Source organism: Sanyastnella coralliicola, from assembly GCF_030845195.1.
In the GTDB taxonomy this organism is placed as follows: domain Bacteria; phylum Bacteroidota; class Bacteroidia; order Flavobacteriales_D; family Sanyastnellaceae; genus Sanyastnella; species Sanyastnella coralliicola.
In genome coordinates this window covers 3,539,277-3,559,978 of the sequence record NZ_CP132543.1, presented here as the reverse complement: position 1 = coordinate 3,559,978, position 20,702 = coordinate 3,539,277, and the positions used below count along the sequence as shown (strand labels likewise).

Here is a 20,702-nt window from a genome sequence, read left to right as displayed (position 1 = left end):
CGTCTAGTACAGCCCTAAGAACAAGATCAAGTCGAACGCATTGACGATGCCGTCGAAGTTGAGATCTCCTGCACAGTCAAATCCGGTGCACCCATAGTTGGCTATGAATTCGAGGAGGTCTCCAGAATTTACTTCGCCGTCTCCGTTGAAGTCGATCTCTGAATTATCGTCGTCATCTTCTAAGGTCAAGGTCTCTTCGTAGTAACAACCAAGCTCGTTATAAACGGTGAACGTATAAGTACCAGGAGCCAGATCGATCAACTCAGCAACTTCAAGTTCTTCTCCGTTGACCTCTAAAAGAGTTCCGTTGGTCGTCCATGAGATAGAACCATCGCTGCAGAATTGGCATGTAGGTTCAATAATCTCTCCGAACTCTAGGATGATCGCTGGAGGGCCTTCAACGTTGATATTCCATTCTTGCTGACACCCAAGTGCGTCTTCCATGAGCAATGCGTGTGGTCCAGTTGAGATCACGTTGAGCCCTACTGAAGCCTCCCCTCCGTCAATCCATAGAAGGTAGTCGGGAGTCCCGCCTGAAATGGAGATATCTACTAACGCTTCGTCGCCATCACACAAAGCCGGTTCGACGATAGTCACTTCAGACACCTGGATTTGAGCATTCGTAGTCACCGCATAATCGCCACTTGCAACAGTTCCTGCCAAGTTGCTGACTTCGCACCAATAGTCTCCGCTATCCATGCCCCAATCAATAGATAAACTTGCCTCTGTTTCATCCACTAAAGGAAGGTTACCAAAATACCACTGGTAGGTGAATGGCTCCGTTCCGGCGACATCTACTGTAATGAGGGCGGTATCAGGAAAACAGAACAATGAAGGCCCTGTCAAGCTTTGGATTTCAGGAGGCGTAATAGCTTCGCCACCTTCGAAGATTCCGAGATCAACGGCGTCTCCTTGTACGCGCGCTTCCCCATCAAAGTCGAACATCGGAAGTTCAGGGTGATCTGAATTTCCAGCGTCAATGCAGGGTGAGTCTTCGATTAGAAACTTCCAATTCGCATTGTAGCCGTCGTATCCGCTTCCCGCGCCAGCGGAAGGAAGAATAAATAACGGGTCATCTTCCACCACAGCGTTCCAGCCACCTAGAGAACTGGTACCTAGGTCAAGAGATTCTTGGCCACCTTGCACCAAACAGTGATCGAAACTCGGTTCGCAGGTATGCCAGATATAATCTTGAACCACAAAATTGAATCCTTCCGTACTCTCGTTGCCGTGGAAGATGCAATTGACAAATTGAGGGTCGCTATCCCAATACAGGTAGAAGACACCCGCATTGTTATTGGCTGAGTTATTCGCAAAGGTGCAATTGATGAAGAGCGGGTGACTGAACTGCGTGAGGTTCGCTACACCCCCTAAGTTGGCGGTATTATTCACGAAGAGGCAGTTCTTAAATGTGGCTTCTACATACGAGCTGAAGCCAAAAGCTGCGCCCGAAGCTCCTGCCTCATTCTTGTCAAAGACACAGTCATCGAATTTCAATACACAGCTTGATTCAGCCTTCACACCTCCAGCGCTGCTGCTGTAGTTCTCGGTAAAGCGAACATTGCGAAAATCAATCGTAGCCTCATCATTGGCGTGAATCGCTCCACCACTGAAATTACTGGTACTGTTGTCAACGAATACGTCGCCGTCAAATTTCACCTTCGACTCGATAATACGGATGGCACCACCCTTCTGATTACTGTGATTTCCTTGGAAGAGGTTTCCAGAATAACGCACGGTATCAGCCAGAATATATCCTTGCCAAATCGCACCCCCATCATAAGACGTCTCGTTATTCAAAAAGACATTATTCTCAATGATGGGCGTAGTATTACTGTGCAGCACAATGGCGGCTCCTGACTGCGCTGTATTTGCTTCAAAATGGTTTCCTCGAATGATTGGGCTGGTCCACTGATCGTTCCTCCAGACAGAAATAGCCCCACCAGAATAAGTGGCGGAATTACCAATGAAAACGTTGTCTTCAATGAGCGGTGATGAATCCCAAACGTACATGGCCCCACCATCACTTTGGTTAGAGGTGGCGTTGTACGCAAAGCGGTTTCGACGAATGATTCCTGAAGCGGAAGCGGTGGTGTACATACATCCGGCAAAGTGCCCAACGTTGTTGAATACGTGGTTGTCTTCAAAGATGAACTTCCCGCTAAATACGAAGGTCAGTTTACCCTGTTGCATATTGGTAATGCGGCAGTGATGGATGCGAACGGTATCTGAGCTTGCTGCCAATGAATCTACGCGCAGACCTCTCCACAAGTTGTTTCCTGTACTTGAGGTGAAGGTGATCGAATCTCCCACGGCTCCATTTGCATGCAAGTTTCCTACAACGCGAAGAAAGTAGGCGCCTGCAAATTGCACTTCAACTCCCGGCTCAATTAAGAGCGTTTCTCCTTCGGGAATGCGGATGTCTCCTTGAACGACGTATGGGTTGTTATCAGCGGTCCATGTTCCTGATACGTTTCCTCCAGGTACATCTATCGCTAGCGCGGAAACGCTTAGGAGTGCCAAGAAGGCGAAGATGATCATTCTCATAACCCAAAGATACCGAGGGATAAGCGAAGGAAGTCTTTTTGAACTGTTAAAAGGAGCGCAAGAATATTAATCCAAAAAGAAAAGTCCCGCATTTGCGGGACTTCTCATCAAATATGTAAGGAAGTGATTACTTGATGATCACTTTTTCCATTCCGAGTACTTGTCCGTCTTGAATCAAACGAATGATATAGATTCCTGAAGCGTAATCAGAAGTATTCACCACCGCGTTTCCTTGGATCATTGTTGACTCAAGAATACGACCAGTCAATTCAACTACTTCTAGGTTGTATGCTCCTGAAGGAACAGTAATGTTCAACACGTCCGTTGCCGGGTTCGGGTAAAGGTTCCAGTTCACACGACCTGTTTCCTCTACGCTGATGATGTTGTCTGTGACTTCGATACAGTAATCTTCGAATTCACCGTACTCAACCTCTTCACATGGTGTTGGAAGTTCAGGGTCACCGAAATCACCAACATACTTCATCGCCACACGAAGGCGGCTTGAACCAGGAGTAGCAGTAGCTGGGACGTTTACTTCCGCAGTGATTTCCTCAGTTGTTCCTGCACCTGGATCGAAAATAATCTCGTTGTCTGTGAACTCACCATCTTGGTTCATGTCAAGCCACACGAGGAAGTATTCCGTATAGGCAAAACCTTCGAAGCCAGGGGTCAGTGTCATAGGGTAGGTAGCACCCGGGTCAACTGTGGTGCTCAACGCCGGGTTTTCAGTGTAATCTGCGTACCCTTCGTTTGCTCCCGAGTTGTTTGAAAGCGTGTTGAATTCGAAGTTCTCAATCCACTCTTCACCACTGTTTCCATCAGGAATACAGAAATCGAGATCTGCACATGCACCACATCCAACGGTGTTGAATGTAATCGCATCTGTTGGGTCGAGTAGCTCTTCACCACATTCTGTAGCAATCGTCACTTCGTATACAGTGCACGTATCAAGGTCAGAAACAAGAAGCGTATTATTTATCGCAGGGAATTCAATAGCGTCTCCACCTCCAGCAGGAGTAATCGTAACGTTGTAGAAATCTGCTGCTAGGATTGATTCCCAAGAGATCGTCGCACCGGTTTCAGAAATTCCAGTTACCGTGATAGACTCCACTGCTGGGTTCTCACAACAACCGTCTGTTGTGAATACCAAAGTGTTGCTCCATTCACTATCTCCTTCTTCACAAGTTGCCATCACTTCTACTTCGTATTCCGTACACCATAGAAGGTTTGAAAGCGTGTATGAAGGATCTGTTAGATCCATTACTTCAGTCCACTCATCAGCACCTGCTTCACGGTAACGAACACCGAATGAAATCATGGCTGCTGTTTCTCCCCAAGTGATCGTGTAGTCTTCACCGCTTTGCGTCACAGCTACACTGAATGGAGTCAAACACTCACTATCACTACAAGAGTTCAAGATGAGGTTGATTGAGTTGTTTACGTTTAGACGTCCACCAGTTACACATTCGTCTGCGAGGTTAGCTACGGCATCAGTACCATCAAAAAGCACTTGACGAACGTAGTCTGCACCGGCGTGCGGGTCACCTTGTACAAGGGCCATGAAAGAAGGACAAGGCGTTGAGTAGATCAATGCAATGGCACCAGCAGTCAATGGCGATGCGAAGCTTGTTCCAGAAGTAGCTCCGTATGCGTTGCTACCTTGAGTAGTCCAAACGCTTTCTCCCGGTGCACCAAGGTCAATTGTTGTCGCTCCGTAACCAGAGAATGTTCGAACGTCACTGCTGTTTGTCGCTGTAACGGAGATCATGTAATCACTTGAACAAGCAGTAGGGATGTCTCCAACGACGTCAATATTTACGTTGTTGTTTGCTGTCGCTCCACAGTTTAGGATACCGTAAGTACCTAGTGTGTCGTAGAAGTTACACCAGAGAGGAATATCGTTCGGGTCTCCGTTATCGATACCCCAAGATGCGTTGGTAGCAACAACGAATGCTCCTTGAGCACCACCAGTGCTGTTGTACAGCTTACGCATTTCCAATGGGTAGTCATACGCTTCAATTACTGAAGCCTCGTTGAAGATGTTTTCACCAGCCACAGACATGATTTTCACATCCCAGTTAGCTCCTGCTACACCTTGGTCGTTATCTCCTTTGGCACCGATCATACCCATAACTTGAGTACCGTGACCTCCGTTGAATACACCGCTGTCATCGTCGCTTCCAACGTTCCAACCATCGTAATCATCGACGTATCCGTTGCCGTCGTCATCAATACCGTTGTCAGGAATCTCTTGATCGTTGAACCACTTGTTAGCTACCAGGTCTTCGTGGTTCAAGTTTCCACCTTCAATCACACAAACAACGATTTCATCACCAAACGCAGTCGTACCACCTGTAGTGATATCCCATGCTTCTTCAGTGTCGATGTCGTTATCCTGTGGGTCGTTGTGGTGCCACTGGTTTCCGTAGTTCGTGTCGTTTGGTACTTCACGAAGCTGAACGTAGTGGTTGTACTGCACAATGCTTACAAGAGGGTGGCGATCGAAAGCAATACGCATGTCGCGTGTGCTGATCGCATCTGCATCAAAAGTGAATTTCCAGATGTGCATGTGCTTACTCAAAAGCTCTAGTGCTTCGAGTTGAGTAGATACACCTTGTACCTCTCTAAGATCATTGGTTAGCTGATCAACTTTGTCGTTGTCAACTACTTGCACAAGCAGCTCTCCATCAATAAATGGGGCCTCTCCTTGAGCTGTTGCTCCGAGAGCGAAGAAGATTGCTAATGCTAGAATGTAGATATTCTTCATCATTACAGGTTTGGTTTCGAATACTTTGGGCTACGATAATACAATGAAGAATGACTAATCCCTCATTGAGTTTCATCTTAAATCAAAAAGCTGATGTTAATGCAAAGGGTAAAAATTCACTGACTCAGGTCCATAAGTGGACAAATCACGAGAGGTAAATGCGCTTCACGCGCTGCGAAATCCCTGATATAATCTCATATGGGATGGTGTCTGCCGCAGCCGCGAGCTCTTCGAGTGTAGGATTGCTTCCGAAAATGGTCACTTCATCTCCTTCTTCAACTTGCAATCCTGTGACGTCTATCATGACCATGTCCATGCAGACTTTGCCCACGACCTTCGCTCGATGACCATTGACCAAGATGACTCCTGCTCCGTTGCTAAGCGATCGGCGATAGCCATCTGCATAGCCAATTGGTATAGTAGCAATGGTTCTTGGTTGATCTGATACTCCGGATCGGGTGTAGCCAACGCTTTCGCCTGCCAGAATGTGGTGCAATTGGGAAACTTTACTCTTTAAAGTACCAACTTGTTCAAGTTTACCTTGATCCTCAGCGCATGAACTCACACCGTACAATCCGATACCTAAACGCACCATTTCAAAGTGCGCTTCTGGGAATCTCATGAGGCCTGCGGTATTGCAAATGTGACGTGTAAAGTCATACCCAATACCTTCAGAAATCTGCTTCGCGGTGCGCTGAAACTGTTCAATTTGACCTCTAGTAAATTCGTCGTGAGTTGGGTCATCAGCCGCAGCTAAATGACTTAAAGCGCCTTTGATTTTTACTTCCTTATGTTCATTAAGGAATTCGATCAACCTTGGAATCTCGGACTGAACAAAGCCTAAACGATGCATTCCTGTGTCGATCTTCAAGTGAATAGGGTAGTTCCCACCGTGACCTTTGCGTTTTAACTCCTGAACCAAAGCGGTCAATTGGCGCATGCTGTATATCTCTGGTTCGATGCGGTGATCAATCATCTGCGAGAAGGAAGCAATGTCTGGGTTCAACACAAAGATGGGTAGACCGATGCCCTTGTTCCGCAAATCAATCGCTTCATTAACGTAAGCAACGCCTAGGCAATCTACCCTGTTATACTCGAGCAGTTCAGCAATTTCAACTCCACCCGTGCCATAACCGAAGGCCTTTATCATGACCATAATCTGTGTCTGATTATCTAGCCTTGATCGATAGAAATTCAGGTTTTCTGTGAGGTTCCGAAGGTCGACCAACAAAATAGACTCGTGCGCCCGTTGTTGCAGTTCATTCGTGATGCGCTCAAAACCAAACGTTCGAGCACCTTTTAAAAGAATGGCTGCGTCATTCAGGTCAAGTTGATCTAGCGACGCAATCACACTATCGGTGTTTTGATATGCTTCAGTCTTTACGTCAAATGCACCTTTAGAAATAGAGGAACCTACCGCAATAAGTAGGTCTATGTTATGGCTAACTAATTGTTCGTTGACAACAGCGTATAGCTCTTCTTGACTCAGCCCAGATTGCGGAATGTCGCTCAACACAACAACACGTTGACTTGCTTTCATCTTCGAGAGCTCGTCAAGTGCAATGCGCAAAGAAGGAAGGTCATTGGAATAGACATCGCTAATAATCTTTGAACCTCCCCAACCATCAAGCCGCTCCAAACGCATGTTCAACGTGCTGAGTTTGGATGATTCCTCAATCACTCGATCAAACTCTTTCGTGAAGCGAGAAGCGATTGTCAACGCGGTCATGGTGTTGCTGATGAACGCTTCGCTGCCATCAACGATGGACGTGACATAGCTTCTTCCTTCAAATTGAATGGTCAACTCAGCTCCTGCACCCATTTGACGGATTTCCGAAAGGATTATGTCCCCCTTCTGTCTTCCCCAAGTAATTCGTTGACCATTGAAGCCGACACTGTCGAGAGCCGCTGTAATGTCTTCCTCGTCATTGCAGTAGACCGCGGTTTGTGCGTTCTTGAAGAGCTGAGCTTTTTCGAGGGCGAGCGCTTTTTGGTCTACAAAATTCTCCAAGTGAGCTGATCCCAAATGAGTGAAGACAGCCATGTCGGGAGCAATCATTTCCTCCAAGCGTGCCATCTCATTTGGCATAGAAATACCAGCTTCGATAATGGCCATTTCGTGAAGTGGAGAAATGTTTAGAAGGCTCAAAGCCACTCCAATCTGGCTATTGTAGCTCTTGGGTGATCGCACGATTTGAAACTCATCCATTAACAGATGATTCAGCCACTCTTTTACAATGGTTTTGCCATTGCTTCCCGTAATCCCAATGACGGGGTTCGAGAAACTCTTGCGATGTTCTCCCGCAATCTGCTGAAGCGCTTCGCGCGTGTCTGGAACTACATAAAACGTAGCCTCCGACATGTATTTCTCTTCTATAGTATGGACAAGAAAATGCCGCACCCCCAATTCATAGGCTTGGGCGATGAATTGATGTCCATCGTGATTTGGACCGGTCAAGGCAATGAAACAAGCTCTTTTCGGGTCAGTGAGAACACGGGTGTCAATCGAAAAGTGCTTGAAGCCCTCCGGAGAGGCACCTACCACTTCAACATTGGGAAGCGATTCAAGCAAGTTCGTCAGGTTGAGCATCTTCGGTTGGTTCCGGTTCTTCTTTTTCGAGTACGCTGCGAATGGCAGCAAGGTCTTCCTCAGTAATGTACGACGGATCCTTCATTGCGCGCTGGAACGCTTCCCGCGATAGCGGAACATAAAGGTCTTTTTCGCCTAAAGCCACGAGGCTATTATCTTGATTTAGTCGGAATGAATGGTGGGCTAAATCTCCTGTCTTAATACATATCGCATGCACTTTCGTTACGAATTCCGCGATAGCGAGCAATTCAGGCATAGGACCAAAAGGACGACCCAAAAAGTCAAGATCAAGACCGGCGCATATGACTCGGATACCTTGGTTGGCTAATTGGCTGCAGACCTCAGGCAAACCGTCATCAAAGAATTGAGCCTCGTCAATGCCGATGACATCAACGCCAGACCCCATCAACAACAATTGAGAACTGTGAGGGACAGGGGTAGACGGGATCGCTTTCTTATCGTGCGAAACCACTTCGGTGTCGCTATAACGAACGTCTACCATAGGTTTGAAGATCTCAACGTTCTGGCGCGCAAACTGCGCACGACGCATTCTCCGGATGAGCTCTTCGGTCTTTCCAGAGAACATCGAGCCGCAGATCACCTCGATCCAACCACGCTGGCTTCCTCGTTTATCGATACTTTCTGGAGTCATATAGAGGCCAAAGTTAGCCAAAAGCGTACTTTTGAAGGGAATGAGAACCTTATGAGAACAGCATTATTTCTGCTATGCGCAGGCATTTTTCTAGTGTCATGCGAGAAACAACCGGGTGAAGGCGGCGGCGCGTCGATCAAAGGAACGATCATGAAAGAAGTTCGTGTCGTGCTAAGTAACCCTGGTTCAGTAGTGGCAACATACCCTGCAGCTGACGAAGATGTATTCGTCATTTTCGGAGATAACCTATCTCCAGATGAGCGTGTGTTGACAAGCTATGACGGTCAATTTGAATTCCAATTTTTACGTCGAGGTAATTACACCATTTACGTGTACAGTGGAGACACCACTGGCCAGGTTGGAGTGGATCAAAACCGCATGCCGATCATACGTGAAGTAGAGATTACAGAGCGAAGAGAGGAAATTGACCTAGGAGAGATCTGGATCTACGATGAGAATTAATCTCCTCCTTTTATTTTGTTTGCTTGCCTTGGCAGGCCAGGCTCAATACACCGATGGTGGGGCCTGGATTGGCATGGATACCAAGTACAAGATCATTAAAGACCTCGACCTCCGCGCTGAGGTTCAGGCTCGTCTTGATCAAGGCATGACGCGGTATAATGCGGTCATTGGGGATTTTGGTCTCCGCTACAAGATCATGAAAGGGCTGAACACCACGGTGACTTACCGTATCGGACATCGCCAAAATGGTCAGAACCTGTTTGAAGTCCGCCAGCGTGTGAGTATTGATGTGAACTACAAATACGATTTTGGTAAGCCAGAAGCGAGCTTCCGGATTCGCTACCAAGCGGGGCGGAATGGAGTAGCAGCAAGTGAAGGCATCGCTGACCTTAGAGAAGGTTTCCGCTACAAGTTAAAAGTGGAGCGGAAGATCATTAAGAGAACTCGCGGGGCGCTCTCCCTCGAGTTTTTCCAATCGCAGCGTACGGAAGGTTTCTATTGGTCAGATTGGCGTTTCGTCGCTAGTGTTGAACGGAAGTTGAATAAGAAATTTGACCTGACACTAGGTTACCTCTACCAAGAAGAGATCCTCGCGAATGACCCGCTTTCAGAGCATATTCTGCTGGTAGGACTCACCGTTGACATCGATTGATCTTACGTTCTGTATACGTTGAACTCTGGGCAGAACGTTAGATTTGGACATTGTTGACCAGAACGATCCTCATATTCCTCTTTATCTGTCCCTTATTTGTGTTCGGACAGGATGATGCTGGCTTGCGCCGAAGCGTGATCCCGCCTATGACAGATAGTCTGCTTTTAGACTCCCTTCTGGTACTCCCATCCACCATTCATTTAAGTGACAGCACACAGTCGTATTCGTACAATCCAAAGACGGGTTATTTACGACTGAACCCACCGCCAACAGACTCAATAACAGTTGAGTACAGCACCATTGCTCTACGTAGACAAATCAGCTACGCGAAGAAGGATTCGACCATGATCCGAAACGGTGATTCAGATGATTACAAGCCGTTTGTTTTTCAGAATGACCTCCTTCCGCAGACGAGTTATGAGCAAGGAGATTTGGTCAAGGCGGGTTCTATCGCCCGTGGAATCAGCTTTGGAAATAGCCAAGACTTGGCCGTCAACAGCAACTTGAATCTCCAATTAAGTGGAAAGATCACCGAGCGCTTCAGTGTTTTAGCTAGTATCACTGACGATAACATTCCAATCCAACCAGACGGGAATACGCAGCAGCTGCAAGATTTTGATCAGGTTTACATTCAGGTATTTGATGACCAGACCTTGATCACGGCGGGAGACTTTCAAATCACAGAGCGTGAAGACCACTTTTTGAGGTATCAGAAACGCGCACGAGGGGGAACAGCCAGTTATCAGTGGAGCGATTCTATAGGTACCTATGAAGCTTCGGCCAGCGCGGCGATTAGCAAAGGAAAGTTTGCCCGAAATATCATCCAAGGTGTCGAAGGGAACCAAGGGCCGTACCGTTTGATTGGTGCGGAAAATGAACGATTTATCATCATCATGGCCGGAACGGAACGCGTTTTCATTGATGGGAAGTTGCTCCAACGCGGACAGGCCTTTGACTATACCATCGACTACAACACCGCTGAAGTCACATTCACGCCGAAGAACCTCATCACCAAGGATCGAAGGATTGTGGTGGAGTTTCAATATGCTGATCGAAACTATGCACGTTCCCTGCTGCAAGGTGAGATCAAAGGAGAGCAAGGCAAGTACTCTTGGTTTGTGCATGCATTGGCAGAACAAGACAGCAAAAACCAGCCGCTACAACAAGATTTGGATGTGGACGATCGAACCTTGCTCAGCAATGTGGGTGACGACGTGCTTTCAGCCGTCAACAGCGCTATTGACAGCGTTGGGTTTACCGATGACCAGGTGTTATATGCACTGATTGACACCCTCGGATATGATAGCGTATTAGTATTGAGCAACAATTCAGAAACGGCCTTATATCGTGCAGTTTTCAGCTTGGTTGGTGCTGGCAACGGAGATTATGTTGAAGACGGCTTTGGTGCGAACGGACGGGTCTATCGATGGGTGGCGCCTGATACGGTGAACAATGTCCTTGTTCGGAATGGTGACCATGCTCCGGTTCGACAATTGGTGAGTCCGAAGAAGCGACAGATGATTACAGGAGGGGGGAAAATTACCTGGAGTGAGGACCATCAACTTTATGTGGAGGCCGCCATTACCTCTCGCGACGACAATACCTTCTCCACCTTAGATGCCGCAGATAATAGTGGTTTGGGAATCTTCACTGATTGGCGTATTCAACGTTCGCTATCGCGGAATAAAGATTCGAAAGCAAAATGGGGCGTTCGGGTATTCCAGGAGTACATCTCAGAGAATTTTAGTGAAATCGAGCGCTTCCGCTCCGTTGAATTTGATCGTGATTGGAATGTGCGTGACCTCGTATTGTCTAGCGATCAACACGTAGGGGGGGTGGCTGTTCAGATGAACAATTCAAGCATCTACAGCGTGAGTGTTGAAGCTTCTACTTTTCAATCTGGATCAGGATTTACTGGCTATCGCGGAAGTTCGTTCATCCGTTATGCTGAAAAGGGACGAAAACTGAACTGGCAAGGTAGTGCTACGCAAAGCGACGGTTTACGAGAGACAAATTACCTGAGACAGAAAACTGACTTAGCCATACCAGTGGGTCCTGTTCGTATCGGGTACATTGATGACTTTGAGTGGAACCGCTTTTTTGTGGGCGATAGTTTAGCACTGAACTCCTATCGCTTTCACGAATGGCAAGGGTGGTTGGGAAGCCTCGAAGAACAGGCCTTCAAGTGGAAGTTGTTCTACAGCGAACGTACAGACCGATTGCCACTCAGCAGTGACCTAGTTTTGGCTACCCAAGCTGAAGCCTATGGTGTTGAAGGGGGCTGGACATCGAAGAAACAACGGAGAATCAGCTGGAACGTTAGTCAACGGCGTCTTTCGGTTGTTGATTCCGCCTTGACGACGAACCAACCTGAAGAAACCTTGCTAGGACGTTTGGAAGGAGCGGGAAGCTTCTTCAACAATATCTTGAGCGGACAGGTTTTCTATCAAACAGGTTCAGGACTGGAACAGGCGCGACAGTTCATTTACATCGAAGTACCCGCCGGTCAAGGAAACTACATCTGGGTGGATTATAACGGAGATGGCATTCGTGACCTGAACGAATTCGAAATTGCCAACTTCGCCTATGAAGCGAATTATATCCGAACCTTCGTTCCTTCAGATGAATACCTACGAACATTCACGAATCAATTCACAGCCAACGCGCAATTCCAGCCCGCTCGAGCGTGGGCGAATGAAACAGGCACGAAGAAATTTATCTCGCGATTTAGCAATGCGGCCTCCATTCGCCTTGATCGTAAAACGACAGATGGAGAGGGGTGGGAGCGTCTAAACCCACTGGAAAGCGGACTCGCTGATACGAGCCTCATCAGCCTTGGGTCTTCCCTTCGAAACACCCTTTCATTCGACCGATCAAATCCGAATTTCGGTCTAGAATACACCTACCAAGACCTTGGAAACAAAGCATTGTTGGCCAACGGATTTGAGACCAGAAGTGAGGAGTTCAATGAGGTGAAAATTCGAAAGAGCATCTTGAGTGAATTCACCTTGATCGTCACACTGAAGGAGGGAACGAAATCAACCAGCTCTGATTTCCTCACGGGTAGGAACTACATGATTGATTATACCTCTGCATCTCCCGAATTACAATGGCAACCGTCAAATACCTTCCGAGTTACCTTGAATGGAAGGTGGGTTGAAAAAGTAAATGAACAAGAAGGCACCGGGGAAAGCAGCCGCATCGCTGACATTGGTTTGGCAGCACGTTTTTCAGATCCAGGAAAGGGATTGTTCGAAGCTCGATTCAACTGGCTAGACATCGCGTTTGATGGCACTGCGAATAATACGTTGGCATTTGAACTCTTGGAAGGACTTCAACCCGGGCGAAATGCGACATGGCAAATGAGCATACAACGGTCTATTTCTCGAACGTTGCAGCTCAACTTGCTCTATAATGGTAGAACAGCCGCCGATACACCGGCGGTCCATGTCGGAAGTGTGCAGGTGCGCGCCACTTTCTAAAACGAAAAAAGCCCACAATCGCAGGCTTTTTTGGAGAGAGTTAGGATAGAATCTGACGTTGATCAAAGGTCACTGAAGATCCAGATCTTTTGTACGCCAGACATCCCAATTTGATGATCGTATTTCTTCATGACACACAGGTATTAAATTCAATATTTCGAAAACAACTAAGCTTCAATAGCTTACTTCAAGATACGTTGGAAGTACGCTCAAGATTCTTGGGTTTGGGAGCGGTTCGATTTTCCAGTAAACGGTCAAAATATCCAAGGGAACGGTTTTTTGGTTCAGAGCAAAAACCGGAGAAAATCACACCGTCTTCCGAAACACAGGCTGGATGCAGGCTTCAGAACGGTGCAAGTTACACGTTGGAATACACCAACTACTCAATGGCGGTTATAAGGAGCCAATGCAAGTGGTATATTCGAATATGAGATGGTCTGTACTGACGGTAGTGTTCACTCTTGTTTCCTGGGGGTTGCTTGCGCAGCAACTCGACGGGTCGTTTGTGAATTACACTTTCGAAAGCGGACTTACTTCATCGAACACTACATGTTTGGCTGAGGATAGCACGGGCTTTATTTGGATCGGAACCGAAGAAGGATTGAATCGATTTGACGGAATAAACTTCCGGCAATTCCTAAAGGATGATGGCCAAGGCGCAGTGGTCGGAAACTACATAACGATCATCCACGTGCTTCCGGATAACCGAATGTTGGTGGGCACAAAACGAGGTGGGATCTGTCTTTATGATCCGGCAACTGAGCAATTTCAAGAATTCAAATTAACAGAGGAAAGATCAGAATTCGCTTTCAAGTATGTCCATGATATTCTTCCGTTAGACGGCGATGAGTTTCTAATTGCCTATCAACAACAATCGCCTTATTTGGGTGGATTGACTTTGCTTTCAACCCAGACAATGGAACAGACTCCGGTTTTCGCAGATGTTCCTAAGTGTACGGCTCTACTGCGAGATAAATCAGACCCAGATAAAATTTGGGCCACAGGAAGGGACTTCATGCTGCTTGATCTCCAATCAAGAGAGGTCGAGATGATTGAAGACCCTGTGAGGTACACTAAGCGCAGAAACTACTATCAGCAAATGGAATGGATTGGCGATCAAATGTGGATTGCTACGTGGGGAAGCGGTATTGTCTTTTTCGATCCTGACACAAGAGAGTTTAAATCGGAACTTACTTATGACCCAAATAATCAACGGGACTCAAACCGAAATGCCATCAGAAAATTCACACCTGACGGTGAAGGTAATTATTGGGTCAATACAGCAGATAAAGGCTTCGGGTTATTGAATATGGCAGATTCCACATTCGCCTTTTACAAGCACGATGCTTCTCGAGCGAATTCCATTTTCCATATCAGCTCGAGAGACCTATTGATTGATTCTCGCGGATTGGTTTGGATAGCCATGGCTGAAGGGTTGAGCTTAAAAAGTCCATACGTGTATCAAATGAAGTACAAGTATATCGGATGGATGGAAGGTTCTGGAAATCCTCGGCTCTTTGCCTATCAACAGGTGCAAAACGTAGGAGATAAATGGATTGTCACATCAACTTCGAGTAATGGCTTCTATGTATTGGATGCTGAAACAAAAGAGATCCTAGGAATTACTGGATATGATGAGATTGTAGACAAAGGAATCTCCGGTAATACCATCCGAGCAACAAGTAATGGTCATGTCTTCACGCAATATCGTGGACGACTTTATGAGATTGACATCCTCACAGACAAAGCTTTTCCGGTGGTAGATCTTTACGGTGATTTGAATTTGACGGGGATGCCGCCAAGTGTAAACACCCTCATGACTTCTGGAAATGATTGTTGGTTTGGAACTGACGATAATATCGTAGGGGTGTATCACACTCAAACTGAAAGCTATGAGCATTATACTATTGATACCACCAGGATTGACGGGTTGAACAATTTAGTCTACGAATTAGATATCGCGAACAATGGCGACGTGTGGATTGGTGCTAGTAAAGGCGTTTACCGGTTTCGAGATGGTGTAATCACCCATCTCAGTGAAATATCAGAGGAGTATGAACGATTGGGAGCACTCAACCTTGAGTCACTTGTGGTCACGGGAGACTTAGTAGTGTTTGGGGCTATGGAGAAGGGGCTCTACACATATAATGTTGTTACCAACGAATTGACTCGATATAGCCGAAAGGATGGACTCCCAAATATGCGCGTAGCTGAAATGGAAGTCGACACTGAAGGCCGCGTGTGGGGACTCACTGCTGCAGGAATGTTCAGTCTTGATATCAGTAAAGAAGACCCACTATCTGTATACAATGCGCTCGATGGGCTAGTCGCTACAGACTTGATACGTAAGGAAATCACCGCACTCTCATCGGGAGAAATCGTTGTGGGCGCAGGGCTAGGAATCTGTTACTTCCACCCTGACGACCTAAAACCCCAACCCACGCCAGAGAAACTGATTGTTGCCGAGTGTGTAATCGATGGTTCAAAGCAGCCCGGAGCAGACTTTGTAAGTCTGGAAGTAGATTATGATTCTCGTGTTGATTTGACGTTCCAAGCCATTGGCTTTGTAAAGCCCGAGAGTTACCAATATTACTTCCGTCAAAGTCCTGATGAACCATGGAGCTATCTCGCCGATCCTACGTTGAGTTTTTACAGCTTTCCGGAAGGAGGGATGTCACTCGAAGTAAACGCCTCGAATGAGCGAGGGGAGATGATGGAAACCCCATACCGGATTCAAATCGACGTCAAACTCCCTTACTACAGAACCTCATGGTTCGCAATTCTGGTGTTTTTGGTGATCGTATCCCTCAGCTACATCATTTATACGGCTCGTTTGCGTCGTGTGAAGAAGGAAGAACGAGTACGTGCTCAGTACCAACAAAAGCTGGTAGAAGTAGAGATGTCTGCCCTACGAGCACAGATGAACCCGCACTTCTTGTTCAACTGCTTGAATAGCATCAAGTTCTTCATTATCAATAAGGAAACCGATCAAGCAAGCGACTACCTCACGAAATTCAGCCGCTTGATTCGTCTGATTTTGACGAACAGTAAATCAGAATTGATTCCGCTTTCAGGAGAACTGGAAGCACTCGACCTCTACGTTGACCTGGAGTCACTGCGCTTCGATCAGCAATTTGAGTTTGACCTTCAAGTGGCTCAAGGCGTGCAGACAGAATTCATCGAGGTACCACCAATGATTATTCAACCGTTTGTTGAGAATGCCATCTGGCACGGACTTCTTCACAAGAAGTCAGCCGGACGATTATTGGTTGATATCTCCATTGAAGGAGACCACTTAGTGTGCATTATTGAAGACGATGGAATTGGCCGTGTGAAAGCGGCTGAAATGCGTTCTAAAACCGTTTCCCGAGAGAAAAGCATGGGAATGGATATCACGCGAAACCGCCTATTGCGTATGGAAGGCGGAAGCGAAGCAGAACGTCAACTCTCTATAGAAGACTTATACCATGAAGATGGCTCTCCCGCCGGAACTAGAATCAAAATGCTTATACCTATCAACTAATTACTTGTAATGAAAGCAATTATTATCGACGATGAAAAACACTGCTCGGCAACGCTAGAGTATGAAATGTCTCGCCATGTTCCAGACATCGAAATCATCGGAGTATACAATGACCCAATCGAAGGGAGAGATGCATTGGTCAATAGCGATGCGGAGATCTTATTCTTAGATATCGAAATGCCTCGATTGAATGGATTCGAACTCTTGCAATCGATTGAAGATCCAAAGTTTGGAGTAATCTTCACTACAGCTTATGATGAGTTCGCCTTGCGCGCTTTTCAATACAGCGCCATCGATTACCTCTTGAAGCCTGTGAGTAGCGATGACCTGAAACGCGCAGTGGCCCGTTTTCAAGAATTGGGTTCAGCTCGCCTGTCTAATGCTCAGCTTGACATCCTTTTCAATCGACTGGAAGACAGCGGGTTTAATAAGATTGCGCTTCCTTCATCTGAAGGACTCGACTTTGTCTCACCAGATGAAATCATGCATTGTGAATCACAGTCGAATTACACGATGGTCTTTTTCAAAGAGCGCAAGAAGATTCTTGTTTCTCGCACACTGAAAGAAATCGAAGAGATGTTGAGCGGTCACGGATTCTTCCGTGTGCACCATTCGCACATTGTGAATTTGAACTACGTTTCGCGCTATGTCAAGGGTAGCGGTGGCTATCTGGTCATGGAGAACGATGTTCAAGTTCCCGTTTCTCGAAGCCGAAAAGACAGCCTTTTACAACTGTTTGCCGGTTAAGTTGACCAATTACTCATTCGATGTGACCAACTGCTCAATGAAGGAAGGGCAGCGCAAAGGTTGAACATACCTTCGCCCTAAATACCAACCTCATGAAAGCTATCCTACACACGCTATTCTCAATTTGTCTTGTTTTTCTTCTTTCGCTAAACGCGGAATCTCAAATTGTTGACCGCTCGAAAGAGAGTGCTAAAAACAAAACCAATAACCGCATCGACCAAAAGGTAGATCAAGGGATCGACAAGAGCCTTGACGCCATCGAAGGTCTATTTAAGAAGAAAGACAAATCAAAGAAGAAGAAGAAAGACGATGACTCAGACTCATCCGATTCAAATGAGAAAGCTTCTTCTTCAGACGAGACTTCAGGCGGATTCAGCGGCTTTTTCAGCAAGGTCGATATGGAAGAGAGCTATTCATTTGACCACATGGTTAAAATGGATATGACAATCACCGATAAGAAGGAGACTCAGACTGTACGTTCTACCATGTTTGTCAATGACGAGAGCGGAGAATTCGCAATGAAGACAAAAATGGAAGACGTCAACTCTACCATGATCTTTGACGTGGCGCGCAACCAGATGATCATTTTGACTGATATGGAAGGTCAGAAACTTGCGATGTCTATGGATTATGATCCGGCGGCATATGCAACTACTGAAGAAGATGATGAGTCATATGACATGGGTGAGTTCAAAAAAACGGGCCGCACGAAAACAATTCTTGGATACACTTGTCATGAATACGTTTTCAAAAGTGAAGAGTCATCTGGCAACTGTTGGGTGAATGAGGAAGACGACCTTCAGATCTATAAAGGATTGATGGCGATGTCTTCACAAGACAAGAAGAAACAAGAAAACGCACTCCCTGAGGGTTACCCTCAAGGAATGATTATGGAAATGGATGTTGTCGATGAAGATGGCAACGAAACACATATGGAAGTTGTAGAGATCGAACGAGACATGAATCATACAATCTCTACCGAAGGTTATGGTGCCTTCTCTTTCCCTACGGAAGAGTAAAAACTATGAATTACATCACTAAGCAAGAAAAAAGGACGCCTCTCTCAAAGCGTCCTTTTTTTGTCATGTTAGTGTGAGCAAGCAGTATTATATGTCAAGGATCTTGAACTCTGTTCGTCGGTTCAATTGATGTTCACGTTCCGTACACTCCACGTCGTTTCCACAATCGTTGAGCAGTTTCGTTTCACCGTAGCCCTTGGCTGTCATTCGTTTCTTGTCAATACCTTTCGATACGAGGTAATTCACTGCAGCCTTTGCCCTGCGGTCTGATAGACGAAGGTTGTAACTGTCAGTACCACGTGCATCTGTGTGGGAACTCAACTCAATTTTCATGTTCGGATTTTCATTCATGATCTGAACCAATCGGTCAAGGTCACGACGAGCATCATCACGAATTTCAGACTTGTTGTAGTCGTAGTAGATATTGTCAAGTCGCACTACGGTTCCCTCTTCATACTTAAAGAGACGGAGGTCTGAATGGATCACAGTCGCCGGCTTTCCTCGCGTATCTACTTCGATGCTTTGAGGCGGATATCCAGCCTTGATCGCTTCTATCATGTATTGCGTTTCTGGGTCTAGACCGAAGAAGTAGCTTCCGTCGTCTTCGGCCAACATTTGCTGAAGCTCCTCGCCTTCGATCGTTGTCAAGGTCACGGTGGCGCCAACTGCAGGCAACCCTGTGTCGCTGTACAGAACGCGTCCTTCTGCTGCGTAATCATAGGCGGTCAGTTCTAGATCTACTCTATCGAGGAACCCAGATTTGTCGCTACTGTTGACTTTCTTCTCCGCTTGGAAGTAGCCATTCTTCACCCCCATAATGGTATAGGTTTCATCGAACGGAACGTCGAATTGATAACGCCCTTCTGCGTCGGTATTTGCAACCACCTCAAGAACTTCCTGGTTGAACTGATCTTTCAACAGAATGGTACCATTTGGAATCGGGTTTCCGGTGGCTTGATCGAGCAGACGTCCGCTGATCTGCACCATGGTTGCCGGATTGATCTTGAAGGCATAAATATCATCATCCCCAGTTCCTCCCGGACGATTACTCGAGAGGTAACCTCTCAATCCATCAGGGTAAGTGATCAAACCAAAGTCATCATAGCTACTGTTAATTGGGTAACCGAAGTTCTTCACGGGTACGCTTTCCTCATCGAGTTCCGTGTAGAACAAGTCGAGCCCACCTAGACCAGGGTGCCAATCGGAAGCGAAGTAGAAGGTTCCTTGTTCGTCAATGAACGGGAACATCTCATTTCCTGGGGTATTGACTTTTGGGCCCAAGTTTTCAGGTTCAGACCAGAAGTCTAGGTTTCGGTAAGAGACATAAATATCAGTTCCTCCTTGACCTCCTGGTTGGTCACTGACGAAGTACATCGCTTTGCCATCCGGAGAAATCACGGGGTGTCCAACAGAGTATGTTGGGTCGTTGAATGGGAACGGCTTGAGCTTCTTGATCTTGCCTTCGGCATAGCTAGCGTAGTAGATACCAAGGTTCAATCGTCCGCCGTCATCGTCTTGTTTCCCTTTGAGGTAGTTATTTCTTGTGAAGTAGATGATTTTCTGTTGAAGATCATAAGTGATCGTTCCCTCGTGGAAACGACTATTCGCCTTATTCTTCATCACCTTCGGATCCATCAAGGTGGAATCAGTATCGATTTTTGCTTCGTAGAGATTCAAGTAACTCTGATCCGTCCAAGAGTAGATGTTTCGCTTCCCTTTCCCTTGCTTTCGGGCGCTGGAAAAGACGATTCCCTCTTCCGCGAAAGCGGGAGCAAAATCACTTTGAGGACTGTTAATCGACATCTCTGTCAATTCGAAACGCGAACTGTCTCGAACAATACGGTTGGCCCAATCCACGTCGGTGTAGCCAACGAGGTATTCATCTTCGTTGTTGGCCATATAGTATTCATATACGACCACCGCGGCATCATATTGCTGGGTTACCTTCAGAACATAGGCATAGTTCAAGAGGTCTTCAGGAGTGCTCTCCTTCAGGCTGTCAAGTGTGCGATAGTGTTGTACCGCCACATCGAAATCATTGATGCGCATACGACACTCCCCAGCACGGCGAGTAGATGAGGCGTCATCAGGGTTCTTCTCGATGATATCTTCATAGATCTCAGCTGCCTTTCGGAAGTTGAAGGCGTTGTAACTCTCCTCCGCTAGCTTCAGCTTGAACTTCTGAGCATGCGAATGGAGCGGAACAGCTGCCAGTCCGAGGATCATGAGGATAGGTATGTATTTGAAGATCTTCATAGATA

General features: G+C 46.6%; 11 protein-coding genes. 6 read left to right on the top strand and 5 right to left on the bottom strand.

All coding sequences use genetic code 11. The features are described 5' to 3' along the window. Nucleotides 1–3 precede the first annotated feature (3 nt). The 4 genes from RA156_RS14730 to RA156_RS14715 all read right to left on the bottom strand — a co-directional run bounded on the left by RA156_RS14730 (nucleotide 4) and on the right by RA156_RS14715 (nucleotide 8,556). Nucleotides 4–2,547: a right-handed parallel beta-helix repeat-containing protein gene (locus tag RA156_RS14730; RefSeq protein WP_306641186.1), complete on the bottom strand. Its 2,544-nt coding sequence runs from the start codon at nucleotides 2,545–2,547 to the stop codon at nucleotides 4–6. 127 nt (nucleotides 2,548–2,674) lie between these two features. Then, nucleotides 2,675–5,317 (bottom strand): S8 family serine peptidase, encoded by a 2,643-nt coding sequence (locus RA156_RS14725; protein ID WP_306641185.1) that lies wholly within the window; start codon nucleotides 5,315–5,317, stop codon nucleotides 2,675–2,677. Nucleotides 5,318–5,459: 142 nt separating this feature from the next. Continuing rightward, a complete protein-coding gene (locus tag RA156_RS14720) occupies nucleotides 5,460–7,904 on the bottom strand; it encodes a bifunctional UDP-N-acetylmuramoyl-tripeptide:D-alanyl-D-alanine ligase/alanine racemase (RefSeq protein ID WP_306641184.1) in 2,445 nt (814 codons plus the stop codon). Continuing rightward, complete coding sequence (locus RA156_RS14715) at nucleotides 7,879–8,556, bottom strand: thymidine kinase (protein ID WP_306641183.1); 678 nt, start codon at nucleotides 8,554–8,556, stop codon at nucleotides 7,879–7,881. The genes RA156_RS14720 and RA156_RS14715 overlap by 26 nt, the downstream gene beginning before the upstream one ends. 51 nt (nucleotides 8,557–8,607) lie before the next feature. On the opposite strand from RA156_RS14715, the gene RA156_RS14710 reads away from it, so the two are divergent. From RA156_RS14710 to RA156_RS14685, 6 genes are all read left to right on the top strand, one after another. Then, nucleotides 8,608–9,018 carry a hypothetical protein gene (locus tag RA156_RS14710; protein ID WP_306641182.1) on the top strand — a complete coding sequence of 137 codons (411 nt, stop codon included), beginning with the start codon at nucleotides 8,608–8,610 and terminating at the stop codon, nucleotides 9,016–9,018. Beyond that, a complete protein-coding gene (locus RA156_RS14705; RefSeq protein WP_306641181.1) occupies nucleotides 9,008–9,670 on the top strand; it encodes a DUF2490 domain-containing protein in 663 nt (220 codons plus the stop codon). Before RA156_RS14710 ends, RA156_RS14705 begins: the two co-directional genes overlap by 11 nt. Nucleotides 9,671–9,816: 146 nt before the next feature. Next, nucleotides 9,817–13,152, top strand: a complete 3,336-nt coding sequence (locus RA156_RS14700; protein WP_306641179.1) for a DUF8818 domain-containing protein — start codon at nucleotides 9,817–9,819, stop codon at nucleotides 13,150–13,152. Nucleotides 13,153–13,579: 427 nt separating this feature from the next. Beyond that, nucleotides 13,580–16,675, top strand: a complete 3,096-nt coding sequence (locus tag RA156_RS14695) for a sensor histidine kinase (protein ID WP_306641178.1) — start codon at nucleotides 13,580–13,582, stop codon at nucleotides 16,673–16,675. A 9-nt stretch (nucleotides 16,676–16,684) separates the two neighbouring features. Beyond that, on the top strand, nucleotides 16,685–17,422 hold the full coding sequence (locus RA156_RS14690; RefSeq protein WP_306641176.1) for a LytR/AlgR family response regulator transcription factor: 738 nt from the start codon (nucleotides 16,685–16,687) through the stop codon (nucleotides 17,420–17,422). Between the two features lie 92 nt (nucleotides 17,423–17,514). Next, on the top strand, nucleotides 17,515–18,441 hold the full coding sequence (locus RA156_RS14685) for a DUF4412 domain-containing protein (RefSeq protein WP_306641174.1): 927 nt from the start codon (nucleotides 17,515–17,517) through the stop codon (nucleotides 18,439–18,441). An 87-nt stretch (nucleotides 18,442–18,528) separates the two neighbouring features. Here RA156_RS14685 and RA156_RS14680 read toward each other — a convergent pair whose 3' ends face one another. After that, nucleotides 18,529–20,697: an OmpA family protein gene (locus RA156_RS14680; RefSeq protein WP_306641173.1), complete on the bottom strand. Its 2,169-nt coding sequence runs from the start codon at nucleotides 20,695–20,697 to the stop codon at nucleotides 18,529–18,531. Nucleotides 20,698–20,702 lie beyond the last annotated feature (5 nt).